A 15,551-nucleotide genomic window follows, 5' to 3' on the forward strand; every position below is an offset into this window, starting at 1 on the left:
CAACAAAGCCAATCTGCAAAACGGGTTTCATGAAACATGAAACCCGTTTTTTATTTACATATTACTGAGTTAAAGTACTACTTAACAATACTTTGTAGCGTTGGTAATACACATTTAATTCATTATACATATTATAGTTTAGCAGGCAATTTTAGAGGAGATTATATAGGTAATAATGCAATGTAGATAAAAACGATCAGCTACAGTATAAAAAAGCCTGCTTACGGTATTGCAAGCAGGCTTTAACTGATATAAAAGCGGGTTTTAAAATTTCACCACTTCGGCGTAGGCTTTTTTAGGTTTTAAATTGGTGTCGAAAAGCAACGGATAATTTTTGCGGCCTCTTCCGTCGAGCCAGGTGTAACGGTCAGATATGTTCCAGAAAGTTACCCCGGTGATCTTTTTCTTGTATTTGCGGAATACCTCGAAAACCATTTTATATTTTTCAAGCTGCTGTTGCTCCATCTCGGGTGTAAAAACGGCTTTGGCTTGTTGCCGCTCTCCGTTAATGAGCTGACCTCCTTGGCGGCCTGCATATACGGAGATATCGAGTTCGGTAAACTGTACCTGTAACCCTAACGATGAAAAAAGCTCAATTGACTTTTCCAGTTCTTCGCGGCTTGGATTAGTAACCGACCAATGCGCTTGCAACCCAACACCGTGTACCGGTATTCCTTTGGCAAGAAGGCCCTTTAATAGTTTATAGATCTTTTCTCTTTTAGCTGGTTGTTCGGTGTTATAATCATTGTAAAACAGTACCGCTTTAGGATCGGCTTCATGTGCAAATTGAAATGCTTTTTCAATAAACTCCTGACCGGTAATCTGGTTCCATTTCGATTTGCGTAAAAAAGTAGTGTCATCAGCTATCGCTTCATTAACTACATCCCACGCATAAATTTTTCCTTTATACCTCGATACCACCGTGTTAATATGTTTTCGAAGTCGTTCAATTAATACGTCCTTGCTTACATCATTACCTGTCGAATCTTTAAACATCCAGCCGGGTGCCTGTGCATGCCAGCAAAGCGTATGCCCGCGCATTTTGAGGCGGTTTCGTTGGGCAAAAGCCACAATACTGTCTGCATCACGCCAGTTAAAACGGTTTTCTTCGGGATGTATCGGTCCCATCTTCATGGCATTTTCTGGCGTAATGCTGCTGAATTCTTTAACAATCAAATTACTTTCTTCCGATTTCAGCTCTCGTGGAGTAACCGCTACGCCAATGGGAAAATATTTTTTATAATAATCTTTAAGCCCCTTATCTGTATCAATTTGCGAGGGACGCCACGCCAGGACGGCCGAGCATAGTGCAATAGCACAGGTAAAATAAATGAGTTTGCTTTTTCTTTTCATGTGGGTTGGCTCAATTTTCGGTTCTTGGTTAAATGGGTCAAGCTTTTAATAAATTAGCTTGGTTCAATGTATTCAAAGGTATAGGCATGTTGGGTTTTAAGAGGTGCCGTTTGTATATTTCAATCTCTCAAATGTTCATTATGGCGTAATTGCTGTAACATTTACGCTAAAATCTCTCCTTGTTCAATTTTTAGAGCAATCCCAAAATATAGTAATCTATTAAAATTAGCTTAGTTCAAAAAAGTTGTGAATGTTGCATTTTATCAAATTAAAGATAGGAATGTTTAAAGCGGGGCAAATCTGTTCAGGTTAATTAGGGCAGCCATTTCATTTTATTAATTTTAGCATAATTATTTAATCAAAGGAGCAGGGAAACGGAATGGGAAAGAATCCCGTTTACAAAATTATTTACATTGCTATTTGCTATAATTGTTTAAATTATAAACCGTAAGGCATCCTTGCATCAACGCGCAATGCGCAAAAGTTATTTATCTATTTATATGAATTTGAAGCCATACCATAAAATTTTTAGTTGCTTACTATTTGTCTCAACAACGGGTTCCGCACTGGCGCAGGAAGCTTATATGCAACCCTTTAAACTAAGCCAGGTACGGCTGTTACAAAGTCCTTTTCTTCAGGCAGAAAATGTAACCCTGCAATACATGCTCAAATTGGAACCCGATCGTTTGCTTGCCCCTTTTTTGAGGGAGGCAGGGTTAAAACCTAAAGCCGAGAGTTATGGCAATTGGGAAAATACAGGTTTGGACGGTCATACCGGCGGCCATTACTTAACTGCTTTGGCACAAATGTATGCGGCAACCGGTAACCAGGAATGTAAACGCCGGCTCGATTATATGGTAAGCGAACTTGCCCGTTGCCAGGCGAACAGTACCGATGGTTATGTGGGCGGAGTACCTGGCAGCAAGCAAATGTGGGCTAAGTTTAAACAGGGCGATTTTAGTGATTTTAATAAGAAGTGGGTGCCTTGGTATAACTTGCACAAGCTATATGCCGGTTTACGCGATGGTTACTTGCTGGCAGGAAACCAGCAGGCTAAAGATGTTTTTTTAAAGCTGACAGACTGGGCCATGAACGAGCTTTCGGGCTTGAGCGAAGAACAGGTACAGCGAATGCTGGGTACCGAGCATGGCGGTATGAATGAGGTTTGCGCCGATGCTGCTGTTATTTCCGGGCAAAAAAAGTACATGGAACTGGCTCGTAAGTTTTCGCATCAGTCGTTATTATTACCGCTCGAAAAACAACAGGACAAATTAAGCGGACTGCATGCCAATACCCAGATACCCAAGGTTATTGGCTTTGAACGCATAGGCGAATTGAGTAACGATACGGCATATAGGTCGGCTGCAAAGTTTTTTTGGCAAACGGTGGTTAATAAGCGCAGTATATCCATTGGTGGCAATAGTGTAAGAGAGCACTTTAATCCGGCAGATAATTTTGCAACCATGTTAGAATCTGACCAGGGCCCCGAAACTTGTAACAGCAATAATATGCTCAAACTGTCTAAAATGTTGTTTCTGCAAGATTTTCAAGCGCAGTATATAGAGTTTTACGAGCGGTTATTATATAACCATATCCTATCTTCCCAACATCCTCAAAGGGGAGGGTATGTTTACTTTACGCCTATACACCCGCAACATTACAGGGTATATTCTACGGCCGATGAAAGTTTTTGGTGCTGTGTGGGCACAGGGATGGAAAACCATGGCAAATATGGTGAACTGATCTATACGCACCGAAATAAGGACCTGTATGTCAACCTATTTATTCCTTCAGTATTAAACTGGCGCGAGCGGAATTTAAAGGTAACACAGCAAGGTGAATTTCCAGACAAGGAGAGTACCCAATTAAAAATTCAGATAGCTAAGCCCGAACGTTTTACCATATTTATGAGAAAGCCGAAATGGCTTAAACAACAAGGCTACAGCATTAAAGTAAATGGACAAGCCGTTAACTCTTCATCAGCCGGAGAATATGTAGCCATTAACAGGCTTTGGAAAACGGGCGACAACATACAGGTAAAGTTGCCTATGAAGAACTATACCGAATACCTGCCCGATAACTCTCAATGGGTTTCGTTTTTGCGTGGTCCATTGGTGCTTGCCGCACCAACCGATACCACAAATTTAGTGGGCTTGAATGCCAAAGGCAGCCGCTGGGGACATATTGCAACCGGGCCTATGTACGCGCTTACCGCTTCGCCTTTGCTTACCGGCACCTCATCGCAAATTAATAATGCAGTAACAAAAAACGCCAGTGATAATAATGTTTATACGGTAGGTGAGGCCGTTGTGCAAAATAAGTTTAAGAATTTGAAGCTGGTGCCTTTTTACAAGCTGCACGATACACGCTATATGCTTTACTGGCCGGTTGTAGCTTCTAAAGACAGTGTTAAACAAAAAGAGGCCGAATTGGAGATGCTGGATAACACTTATATTAAGTTAGCAGCACGTACTGTTGATGGCGTTACACCCGGAGAGCAGCAACCCGAAAATGATCATGCTATGGTTACCGATCAGTCGGAGACTGGGATATTCAGAAATCTGCACTGGCGCAACGCTGCCGGCTCATTTAGTTACCGTTTGCGTATCTCGCCGGCTGCAAACAAGTTGAGTATAACCTATTACGGGTTAGATAAAGGTGCCGAATTTGACATCTATCTAAACGAAACTAAACTGGAGCATATTAGCCTGAATGGAACAGGAGGGGATGCTTTTGTTACCAGGGAGTTTACCGTTCCTGAAGATATTAAAAAGGCAGGGAATAGTGTATTAGTAAAATTTGTAGCCACTCCTGGTAAAAAAACAGCAGCAATTTACGACCTGCGCTTGCTAAGATAATGAAATGATTCTCCCAACTACGGTATAGTTGATATTTAGATTTTTAAAGCATTTAATCATAAAAAAAGGACGCATCAATATAACCAGTTATGAAGAAGTGTTTACTGTTTGGGCTGCTATTAGGCTTATTCTATTCGGCTAATGCTCAAATGAAGAAGTCTGTTGTAGGTATAAATGATGACCAACAGCGATATAAACTTTGGTATAACAAGCCTGCCGCTAACTGGAATGCTGCATTACCAATTGGTAATGGTTACATAGGCGGTATGGTATTTGGCAACACTGCCCAGGACCGTGTTCAACTTAATGAAAGTACTATTTGGGGTGGTGGGCCAAATAATAATCTTGATACGGCTGCGGCACCACATGTGGCCGAAGTTCGGGTGCTGCTGGCACAAAAAAAGTATGTAGAAGCCCAGCAGGTTGCCAATAAGTTTCTTGGACCTAAAGGAAACAGCGGTATGCCATACCAGTTGGCCGGAAATCTTTATATCAACTTTCTGGGTCATGATGAGGTAACGGATTATTACCGCGATTTGGATATTGCCCGTGCGGTTGCTACAGTTACTTACACTTGCAAAGGAGTAAAGTACAAAAGAGAATATTTCACCTCTTTTACAGATAAGGTTTTATTAGTGAGGCTTACAGCGAGTAAGCCGAAAATGATCAATTGCCGGGTAAGGCTGCAAAGTCTGCTTAGTCAATCGGTAAGTACTAATAATAACGATCTGGTGCTTGCGGGTGCTGGCAGTAATCATGAAAATCAACAGGGTAAGATCCGGTTCAATGTAATGGCACGTGCCAAACTATCAGGAGGAAACCAGGTTACCGACACCGCCGGCATACATGTAACACAGGCTGATACGGCACTGCTTTATTTAAGCATAGGTACCAATTTCGTTAATTATAAAGATCTTTCTGCAAACGCTAATCAGCGCGCTTTAACGGCACTTAACACCGCCTATGTTAAAAGTTTTAATAGTATGTACAAAACGCATTTGCAGTTTTACAAATCGTACTTTGATAGGGTAAAATTGAATTTGGGTGCTGTTAACGCATCGCAACCAACAGATATCCGCATTCAACAATTTGCAACGGCCAACGACCCACAGCTGGCCGAACTTTATTTTCAGTTTGGCCGTTACCTGCTTATATCTTCTTCGCAGCCTAACTCGCAGCCTGCCAATTTGCAGGGTATATGGAATGGTGAACTTAAGGGCCCCTGGGATAGTAAATACACGGTAAATATTAATACCGAAATGAATTACTGGCCCAGTGAGGTTACACAACTTACCGAGCTTAATAAGCCGCTGTTTAACATGATACGCGACCTGGCCGAAACAGGAAGATCTACAGCTAAAGGCATGTATGGTGCCAGGGGCTGGATGTTACACCATAATACAGATATATGGCGCATTACAGGAGTTGTGGATGGTGCTTTTTGGGGACTTTGGCCTACGGCTAATGCCTGGTTATGCCAGCATATATGGGAGCATTATCTTTACACCGGCGACCGTAAGTTTCTGCAACAGTATTATCCTGTGATGAAAGGTGCCGCACAGTAATTTATAGATGTGCTGCAAAAAGAACCAGAGCATGGCTGGCTGGTGGTAAGTCCTTCAGTTTCGCCCGAGCATGAATACATAGGAGGAAAAGATGCGGTATCGGTTACTGCCGGGTCAACTATGGATAATCAGTTGGTTTTTGGTTTATTTAGTAATGTGATTAGTGCTTCTGCTGCACTTCATACCGATCAGCTTTTAGCCGACACTTTAAAAATGCTGCGTAATCAGCTGCCACCTATGCAGGTTGGTAAATATGGGCAACTTCAGGAATGGCTCGATGATGTTGACAGTAAAACCGATAATCACCGGCATGTTTCTCATTTATACGGTTTGTTTCCGGGTAACCAAATATCACCGTTTAGTCAGCCGCAATTATTTACAGCTGCTAAAAACTCGTTGCTATACCGGGGCGATGTATCTACAGGCTGGTCAATGGCTTGGAAGATCAATCTTTGGGCCCGCTTACTTGATGGTAACCATGCTTACAAACTTATTAAAGATCAGATTAAGCCTGTAGGTGGACAGTCGGGAGGCACTTATCCTAATTTTTTTGATGCGCATCCACCTTTTCAAATTGATGGTAATTTTGGTTGTACCTCTGGCATTGCAGAAATGTTGTTGCAAAGCCACGATGGCGCTATATACCTATTACCGGCCTTACCCGATGCCTGGGCTGACGGAAGTATAGCCGGCCTTGTAGCGAGGGGCGGCTTTAAAGTTAATATGGTATGGCGTAACCACCGTATTCAAAAGCTAACCATTTTTTCAGCGCTTGGTGGTAAATGCCGTTTGCGTACCAATCAGCAGTTAAGCAGTGTAATTCTTAAAAAAGCTACGGGAAACAATTCTAATTCATATTATAGGGTTGAAAATATTACTACGCCTGTTATAAATGTTCCGGCAACCAATTTAGCTTTAAACATGCCTGCAAATTGGTTGTATGATTTAGAAACCAAGCCGGGTAAAACCTACATTTTTGAAGTGAAGTGATTTTAAATCGTAACCTGATAGTTATTGAACTTACTATGTTGAGGTTGTTTGCATTACAAAGTATCTATTATTTATATTTTCCTCACAAAACTTACTTGTTGTGAACTTATGTTATAAAGATTTGTACAAACATTGCATTACATACGTTGCATACAAGAGTATATTTGTTCAACCAATATAACATCCTTTCTGCCTATACTGTTTTAATACAAAAAATAAGGTTGTATAAATAGAAGTTTTACACAGATAGGGGTACTGATAATTATGATGAAGTTGAACTTATTAAACAGGCAAAGATTTGCGGTTGTATGTGTATTTATGCTGTTTTTTACCGGTACTGGTTTAGCACAAATACCAAAATATAATTTTACCGCAATTAGTTCTAAAGATGGGCTTTCTTCTAATACGGTAACTGCGATATTGAAAGACAGTTATGGTTTTGTTTGGTTTGGAACAGAAGACGGCCTAACTAAGTTTGACGGACTGGACTATACCATTTATAGGCATAAACCTAAAGATAGTACAAGTTTATGGTCGAGCGAAATTAACAGCCTTTACGAAGACCGCTCAGGCCGTTTATGGGTAGCCACAAGTGGTTCATTGCATTTGTTTGACCGCAAGCATAATAATTTTCACCATTATAAATCAAATAATGAGGTAAACAGTTTCAGTAACGATATTGTTAGGAGCGTATATGGCGATTTTGAAGGGAAAATTTGGGTGGCAACACTTGGTGGTCTTAACAAACTCGATCCTGTTACGGGCAAGGTTACCAAATTTGGCGATCAGCGTAACGTACCTGCCGAAGTTGGGCGTCAGCCTGTATTGAAGGTTTTTGAAGATAGTCGTAAGCGGATGTGGATCGGCACGAAAAGCGGTTTATATCAATATAATAGGCAAACTGGCAATTTTTTAGCTTACCAGCCAGATAAAAATGACCCCGCGAGTTTGGCTGGTGGTTTAGTAAAAGCTATTGCTGAAGACTATAAAGGAAATATTTGGGTTGGTACTAATGGCGGGCTTAGCAGGCTATTGCCGGATGGCAGGCACTTTTACAACATTAAAGAACAGGGTACGTATCCGGGCAAATTGTCAAGCAATACGATTTACGCGCTGGCAGCTGCAGGGCGCGATGCGCTTTGGATAGGTACAGAAGTAGGCTTAAATATTTTAAACCTGCAAACAGGTGCGGTAGACCATTATTTGCCGGATGGTCGTAATGTTTATAGTCTATCTGGTAAATCTGTACGTAGTATATTGGTTGATAAACAGGGTATTTATTGGTTGGGCCTATATGTAGCAGGTGTTAACAAGTATGATAGCAATCTTACGTTTTTTAATCTGAAAAAAAGTAACCCATACGATCCGTTTGGTTTAAGTTCTGGTTTTGTAACCTCTTTTGCCCAGGGAAACGGTAACAATATATTTGTGGGTACCGATGGTGGCGGGCTTTCGTCTTTTAATACCCAAAACGGTCTTTTTAAACACTACTCCATCACATCAGCAAGAAAAAAGGATGGTTCGCAATTAAGCATTTTGGCACTAACCAAAACCACAGATGGCAATTTGTGGATAGGAACTTTTCAGGATGGCCTTATTAGGGTAAACCCTGCCAATGGCTCAGTAAAGCAATTTTTGGAAGGTGCCGGAAATACTACTATAAATAATAATGATGTATTTTGCCTGAAACAGGATAGAAGTGGAAAGCTTTGGGTAGGTACTAACGGCGGTAGCATCAATGTTTACGATTCTGGAAGTCAAACTTTCAAAGTATTTCTTCCCTTTCCTGGTACAAATAACAAGGATAAGCTGCCCTTAAATGGCTATATCCGGGATTTTGAGGAAGATGAGTACGGACGTATGTGGATAGCTTCGCACGGAACAGGTATTGCTATATATGATCCAAAAAATAAGAGTTTTACAGCCTTGAGTAGGCATGCTCATAATTTACCGAGCAATTTAATACAAACTTTGTATAAAGACAGTAAGGGTAATATGTGGGCCGGTACGGGTGATGGGCTTTTAAAGATTGATGTGCTTACGAAGCAGGTAGAAACTTTTGGCGAAGCACAAGGACTAAGCGATGGTATTATTCACAAGATTTTGGAAGACAAGGCAGGAATAATATGGTTCAGCACCAATAAGGGTGTTAGCTGGATAAATCCAAACCGTAAAATTGTAACTAATTACAATTCATTTAATGGCTTGCAAAGTGGTTCGTTTGAGCGGGGTGCAGGGATTATAGACCATAACGGAATGATTTTTTTCGGAGGTGCCGAAGGGTTCAATTATTTTCAGCCGCATTTAGGTATCCGCATAAATAAAAACCCTACGCCGGTTGTTTTCACCAGTTTAAAAATTGGTGCGAAAGAAATAACAAGCACCGATTCGGATATATTGATCGCTGATATTTCAATAGCCAATAATATACATCTCAACTATAAGCAAAATTTTTCTATAAGTTATATTGGGCTCAACTTTACCGGTACCAGGCAAAATCGTTATTACTACCGCCTTAAAGGTTTTGACAAGGATTGGGTTAACGCAGGTTCCAAAACAACGGCTTATTATACCAATCTGAGTCCGGGAGAGTACGTTTTTGAGGTTAAGGCCGGTAACAACAACGGGATTTTAAATAAAGAGAGCAAATCAATTATTATAATTATTCAACCGCCATTTTGGAAGACAATTTACGCTTACATTTTTTATGTTTTAGTATTTTGTTCGCTGTTGCTTCTTTTAAGATACAGGGGGATAAAGAAACTAAGGATAGCCTTCAAGCAGGAAGAAGCCAAACGTGAGGCTGAGCGCTTACATGATTTGGATAGATTGAAGATTAAATTTTTAACTAATTTAAGTCATGACTTTCGCACCCCTATTGCGCTTATTATGGCACCGGTAGATAAACTTTTGGGACAAACGCAGGAAAACGGCATTCAGGTACAGTTATTAGTTATTAAAAGAAATGCTCGCCGTTTGTTAAATATAGTGAACCAATTGTTCGATTTAAGAAAGATTGAGGAGGGACAATTAAAACTTAACCCGGTCAAAGCAGATATTATCGCCTTTCAAAAAGAGGTTAGTGAATCCTTTAATGATCTATCGGAAAAAAAGCGAATTGCATTTGTTTTTAAATCTTCTGTTAATTCGCTTCAAACAAGTTTTGACCCGGATAAGCTGGAACGTGTATTGTTTAATCTGCTATCGAATGCCTTTAAATTTACGTTGGAGGGAGGCAAGGTTATGCTGATTACTTACCTCAAAAATCCGCACCCCGATCTTAATCAACCTTGCCTGGTAATAGAAGTTACCGATACCGGAATAGGGGTGGATAAGGAGCAGCAACAACACATCTTTAATCGTTTTTACCAAAACAGGATGTCTGAAAATATATTCAATCAGGGTAGTGGCATAGGCTTATCAATAGTTAAGGAATTTGTTGAGCTGCATGGCGGTACTATTGAGCTGGAAAGTGAGCCTGGCAAGGGAAGCTCGTTTATCATTAATTTGCCGGTGGATGCTGAAGTTGCCCAAATTAGTTTGATTGAACGCCCAGACGATGAAGCTGAAGATTTAGCGATTATAAATCCTCAAGCCATACCGTATGATGTTAACAGCGAAAAAGTTGTAGAAACACTTCCTGTAATTTTGGTTGTTGAGGATAATGAAGATTTTAGGTTTTACTTGCGGGATAATTTAAGTATTCGTTACAAGGTAATAGAAGCGGCTGATGGAAAAGAAGGATGGCAAAAAGCCTTAGCCACACACCCCGAAGTTATTGTAAGTGATATTATGATGCCACACATAGATGGTGTACAGCTTAGCATGAAACTAAAAGCAGATAAGCGAACAAGCCATATTCCTATAATCTTACTAACGGCATCCAGCAGGGAAGAAGAGCAAATTAACGGATTGTCATCCGGTGCCAACGATTACCTGACGAAACCATTTAGCTTTGAAATATTGGTAATTAAAATAAATAATTTACTGGCATTTAATAGAACGCTCAAAAAAACTTACACCAAACAATTAAAAATTGAGCCAGTTCACGTGCAAATTGAATCGGGTAAAGAGAGGTTTTTGAAAGCAGTAGTTACCTATATAGAAGAAAATCTTCTTAATACACAATTGTCTGTAGAGGATTTAAGCCGGCACATGGGCATGAGCAGAGGATCTTTATATAACAAGCTGCTGGAAATAACCGGCCTTTCTCCGGTAGAATTTATACGATCTATAAAACTCGAAAAAGCAACCCAGTTACTGGAAAATAGTGATATGAATATTGCGCAGATTGCTTATGCTGCAGGTTTTGCTACACCCAATTATTTTGCAAAATCATTTAAAACTAAATATCAAATGCTTCCTTCTGAGTACCTCAGCAAAAAAAGAAAATCAGTAAAGCAAGCCAGCGAAGATGTTTTATAATTATATACACGAACATCACTCATTAGGGCGTAATGAATGAACATTCGTAGCTCAAATTAATACATATCAGCAGTAGTTTCATATTCCTAACAGATACTTTTATTTGTTTACTGCAAATTCAAATTACAGGGTATTTAATTACCGTATAATAAACCTAAAGTTAGTATTGCAAGAAGCAAGTGTTTTGGATTGATACGTACACAGTGAGCACTTTACTTTGGTTAATTGTTATTATAGAGCTATGTATAAATTTTTCTTATCAGGTTTAATGTTTTTATTTTTTCTGCAGGTTAACGGGCAAACAAAGCTTATCAACCCAATTCTTGCAGGTTTTTACCCCGATCCAAGTATTACAAAAGTGGGCAATGATTACTATTTGGTTAATTCCACATTCGCATACTTTCCAGGTATCCCCGTATTTCACAGTAGGGATCTTAAAAACTGGAAGCAAATTGGCAATGTGATTGAAAGGCCCACGCAGATGAATTTTATGGGCGACCGGGTAACACGTGGATTGTTTGCACCGGCCATTAATTATCATAATGGTTTGTTTTACATTACCTGTACTCAAATAGATCATGGCGGTAACTTTGTAATGACGGCCAAAAGCGCGGCCGGTCCTTGGAGTAACCCTTTTTGGCTACCCCAGGTACAAGGCATTGATCCATCGTTATTTTTTGACCAGGACAAGGCTTATGTTGTTTACAACGGGGATGCACCTGATAATAGGCCTTTGTATTCGGGACACCGTACCATACGTGTAAATGAATTTGACCCGGTTACTAACCAGGTTAAGGGCGAAAATCATATCCTGGTTAATGGCGGTGTAGATATATCTAGGAAGCCCGTATGGATAGAAGGCCCGCACATTATGAAAGTTGGTAGTTGGTATTACCTATACGCTGCCGAAGGTGGTACATCGGTCAACCATTCTGAAGTTATTTTTCGCAGTAAAATGCCATTAGGCCCTTATACTCCCTACGAAAACAACCCGATCCTTACACAGCGCGGATTACCCGAAGACCGTAAAAATCCTATCACATCGGCAGGGCATGCGGAGTTTGTGAACGGGCCGGATGGTAAAACTTATGCGGTGTTTTTGGCTGTTAGGCCCTATGAAGGCAATTACTACAATACCGGCCGCGAAACATTTATTGCTCCTGTAAAATGGAAAAACGAATGGCCTGTTATCAACCCTGATTTTAAAGAAATTCAATACCAATACAGCGTAAATTTTAAGGAATATAAAGAGGCTGGAACGCCGCCGCAAAGCGGTAATTTTAGTTATACTACCCGGTTTGAGAAAGGATTGGATAAATCATTCCTGTTTTTGCGTACACATGAATCTGGTTGGTATAAAACAAGCCCTAATAAAGGTTTGATCATGAATTTAAAACCGGAAACCTGTATGGAAAAAGCGCATCCGGCATTTATAGCCAAACGCCAGCAACACACGGCCTGTACGGCAGGTACAACAATGCGTTTTACTGCGGTAAAGCCAAATGAAAAGGCAGGTTTGACGGCCTTTCAGGACGAAAGCCATTTTTATTTTATTTGCAAGTCTGTTGATAGTACCATGCACCCTGTTGTTCAGTTATTTAAAGGAACTAACAATACAAAAACAATGGAACTGTTAGCCTGGGAGCGTTTGCCCGAAGGTCAGCACGATATTCGCTTTAGGATTGTGGCCAACGGTGCAAACTATAATTTTGAACATGCACCAACCAACGGAGCCTGGAAAGCACTAAAGAAAGATGTAGACGGTAAATTTTTGAGTACACAGGTGTCCGGTGGATTTATCGGGAGTGTTTTTGCCATGTATGTAACTTCATCGGGCAGCGTGAGTTCAAATACCGCTACTTTTAAATCGTTCGATTATACAGGAGCAGACAGCGTTTACAAATAAAATACCCCCCCAAATTTATTGCAAATTATAAGGACAGCCTGGCGCTGAACTTAAACCAAGTAAGTGTTTATTACGGCATTACAATTATGCATTGTATAATGAAATTTTTTATTTTGATGTGTAAAAATATCAACTATATGAAAATAGCTCAATTGATTTAAATTATGTTGAATTACAAGGTTTTGAACATTTGTACACCAATATTATCCATAATTATTATAATGGTAGTAGGTTAGGCTTTACCTTTGAAATTAAATTAAGGCAATAAAAACCTATTGTTCCCTCCAAACATTTTTATAAGATTTATTGAATGATACAATCGATTGTGAATTGACCAGTAAGTTAATTTATGTTTGAAGTAGATGTATTGTTTACACGTTAGTATTTAGCCATTATACCTAATAAAATTCAGCTAACACACGCTATGAAGATCAGCTATCAATCAAATACTACTCCGCATAAAATATTAAACATACGAGTGGCCGGTAAACTTCTGTCTTTTATGTTTCTATGGTATGGAATGTTTTCGACAGCACTTGCACAGGAAAGGATACCACAGGCTAATGAAGGCTTTGATGTTAATAAAACAAGTATTCCGCATGGAAAAATTGATACAATAACCTATACCTCTAAAACGGTAGGCGTGCAACGCAGGGCATTAATTTATACACCACCAGGCTATTCAAAGGGCAAAAAGTACCCTGTACTATACCTGCTTCATGGCATTGGAGGCGACGAAAAAGAATGGTACAACGGTGGTAAGCCACAAAATATTTTAGATAATTTATATGCCGATGGCAAATTGGTACCCATGATTGTGGTAATGCCTAACGGCCGTGCCATGCAAAACGACAGGCCGGTGGGTAACATTATGGCCCCGGATAAGGTTGCAGCCTTTGCTACTTTTGAAAAAGACCTGCTAACAGACCTGATTCCTTTCGTTGAAAAAAGTTTTCCTGTTATAAAAGACCGTGAACATCGTGCCATAGCGGGCCTATCAATGGGTGGAGGGCAATCACTCAATTTCGGCTTGGGAAACCTGAATACGTTTGCCTGGGTTGGTGCTTATTCGGCTGCTCCAAATACGAAACAGCCCCAAGAACTGGTTCCCGACCCGGAGAAAACCAAAAAGCAATTAAAGCTGCTCTTCATATCTTGCGGTGCAAGCGACAACCTGGTTAGTTTCAGCAAGCGTACGCATGATTACCTGGCGGCAAAAGAAGTGCCTCACATCTATTATATTGAGCCTGGTGTGCATGATTTTAAAGTGTGGAAAAACGGCTTATACATGTTTTCGCAACTTATTTTTAAACCGGTTGATGTGTCGAGTTTTCCACTATATAGCTCCACGTTAAATAGTACTACATCACCAGCAGGTATGCCCGCTTCCACTAATATTCCTGGTGTAAAATATCCGCAGATTTTACCAGATAACCGCGTCTTCTTCCGGGTAAAAGCACCGCAAGCCAAAGAGGTTATTATTGATCTAACTAAGAAGTTTCCTATGCAAAAAGACACCGGAGGCTATTGGACCGTTACCACAGAGCCTATAGTATTGGGCTTTCATTATTACTCATTAATTATTGATGGTGTTGCTGTGGTTGACCCGGCCAGCCAAACCTATTACGGAATGGGCCGCATGGCCAGCGGCATAGATATTCCTGACCCAGATGCCGAGTATTATGCAATCAAAAATATACCTCACGGGCAAGTGCGTTTGATCAATTATTATTCAAATCTCACCCAGGCCTGGAGACGCGCCTATGTATATACTCCGGCCAACTACGATAACTCTTCTAAGAAATACCCGGTGCTTTACTTGCAGCACGGCTCGGGCGAGGACGAAACCGGTTGGACGGCCCAAGGGAAAATGAATTTTATTCTTGATAATCTTATTGCAGAGAAGAAAGCCAGTCCCATGATCGTGGTGATGGATAGAGGTTATGCCACCGACCCTACAAAGCCGGCAGGCAATGTTGCAGGCATGAACGGGAATATTTTTCCTGAAGTATTGATCAAAGAAATTATACCGATGACAGAACGAACCTTTAGAACCCTGCCCGACCGTAATAATCGGGCTATGGCCGGCCTTTCGATGGGGGGCTTTCAAACCTTTCAAACCACCATGACCCACCCGGATATGTTTGCCTATGTAGGCGGTTTCAGCGGTGTAGGTTTTATTCAACCTAATACCGACGTTACTCAGATGTACAACGGTGTATGGGCTGATGCCGAAAAATTTAACAAGCAAATAAAGGTGCTGTATATGAGCATTGGTACCACAGAACCCGAACGCATGTACACTGGTGTTAACGGTTTTCATAAGGCCCTGGAGAAAGCAGGCATCAAGCATGTTTACTACGAGTCGCCGGGTACGGCACATGAATGGCAAACCTGGCGCCGCTCATTACGCCAGTTCGCCTCCCTCATTTTTAAAGATTAACCAATAACTAC

General features: G+C 40.6%; 6 protein-coding genes and 1 pseudogene. 6 read left to right on the top strand and 1 reads right to left on the bottom strand.

Annotated features, from left to right (window positions below; all coding sequences use genetic code 11):
- Positions 1-264: 264 nt before the first annotated feature.
- Complete coding sequence (locus ACFQ3S_RS04640) at positions 265-1,353, bottom strand: endo-1,4-beta-xylanase (RefSeq protein ID WP_377161717.1); 1,089 nt, start codon at positions 1,351-1,353, stop codon at positions 265-267.
- Between the two features lie 584 nt (positions 1,354-1,937).
- Between ACFQ3S_RS04640 and ACFQ3S_RS04645 the strand changes: the two genes are divergently transcribed.
- The 6 genes and pseudogenes from ACFQ3S_RS04645 (at position 1,938) to ACFQ3S_RS04670 (ending at position 15,540) form a co-directional block, all read left to right on the top strand.
- Positions 1,938-4,211 (top strand): beta-L-arabinofuranosidase domain-containing protein, encoded by a 2,274-nt coding sequence (locus tag ACFQ3S_RS04645; RefSeq protein WP_377161719.1) that lies wholly within the window; start codon positions 1,938-1,940, stop codon positions 4,209-4,211.
- Between the two features lie 149 nt (positions 4,212-4,360).
- Positions 4,361-6,382: pseudogene (locus ACFQ3S_RS04650) on the top strand (glycosyl hydrolase family 95 catalytic domain-containing protein); the annotation flags it as partial.
- Positions 6,383-6,388: 6 nt separating this feature from the next.
- Positions 6,389-6,766 carry a glycoside hydrolase family 95-like protein gene (locus tag ACFQ3S_RS04655; RefSeq protein ID WP_377161852.1) on the top strand — a complete coding sequence of 126 codons (378 nt, stop codon included), beginning with the start codon at positions 6,389-6,391 and terminating at the stop codon, positions 6,764-6,766.
- 264 nt (positions 6,767-7,030) lie between these two features.
- On the top strand, positions 7,031-11,191 hold the full coding sequence (locus ACFQ3S_RS04660) for a hybrid sensor histidine kinase/response regulator transcription factor (protein WP_377161721.1): 4,161 nt from the start codon (positions 7,031-7,033) through the stop codon (positions 11,189-11,191).
- Between the two features lie 268 nt (positions 11,192-11,459).
- On the top strand, positions 11,460-13,097 hold the full coding sequence (locus ACFQ3S_RS04665; RefSeq protein WP_377161723.1) for a glycoside hydrolase family 43 protein: 1,638 nt from the start codon (positions 11,460-11,462) through the stop codon (positions 13,095-13,097).
- Between the two features lie 424 nt (positions 13,098-13,521).
- The gene (locus tag ACFQ3S_RS04670) at positions 13,522-15,540 is read left to right on the top strand and encodes an alpha/beta hydrolase-fold protein (RefSeq protein ID WP_377161725.1); all 2,019 of its coding nucleotides are present in this window, start codon (positions 13,522-13,524) and stop codon (positions 15,538-15,540) included.
- Positions 15,541-15,551 lie beyond the last annotated feature (11 nt).

The organism is Mucilaginibacter terrae (genome assembly GCF_042679325.1).
Taxonomy (GTDB): Bacteria; Bacteroidota; Bacteroidia; order Sphingobacteriales; family Sphingobacteriaceae; genus Mucilaginibacter; species Mucilaginibacter terrae.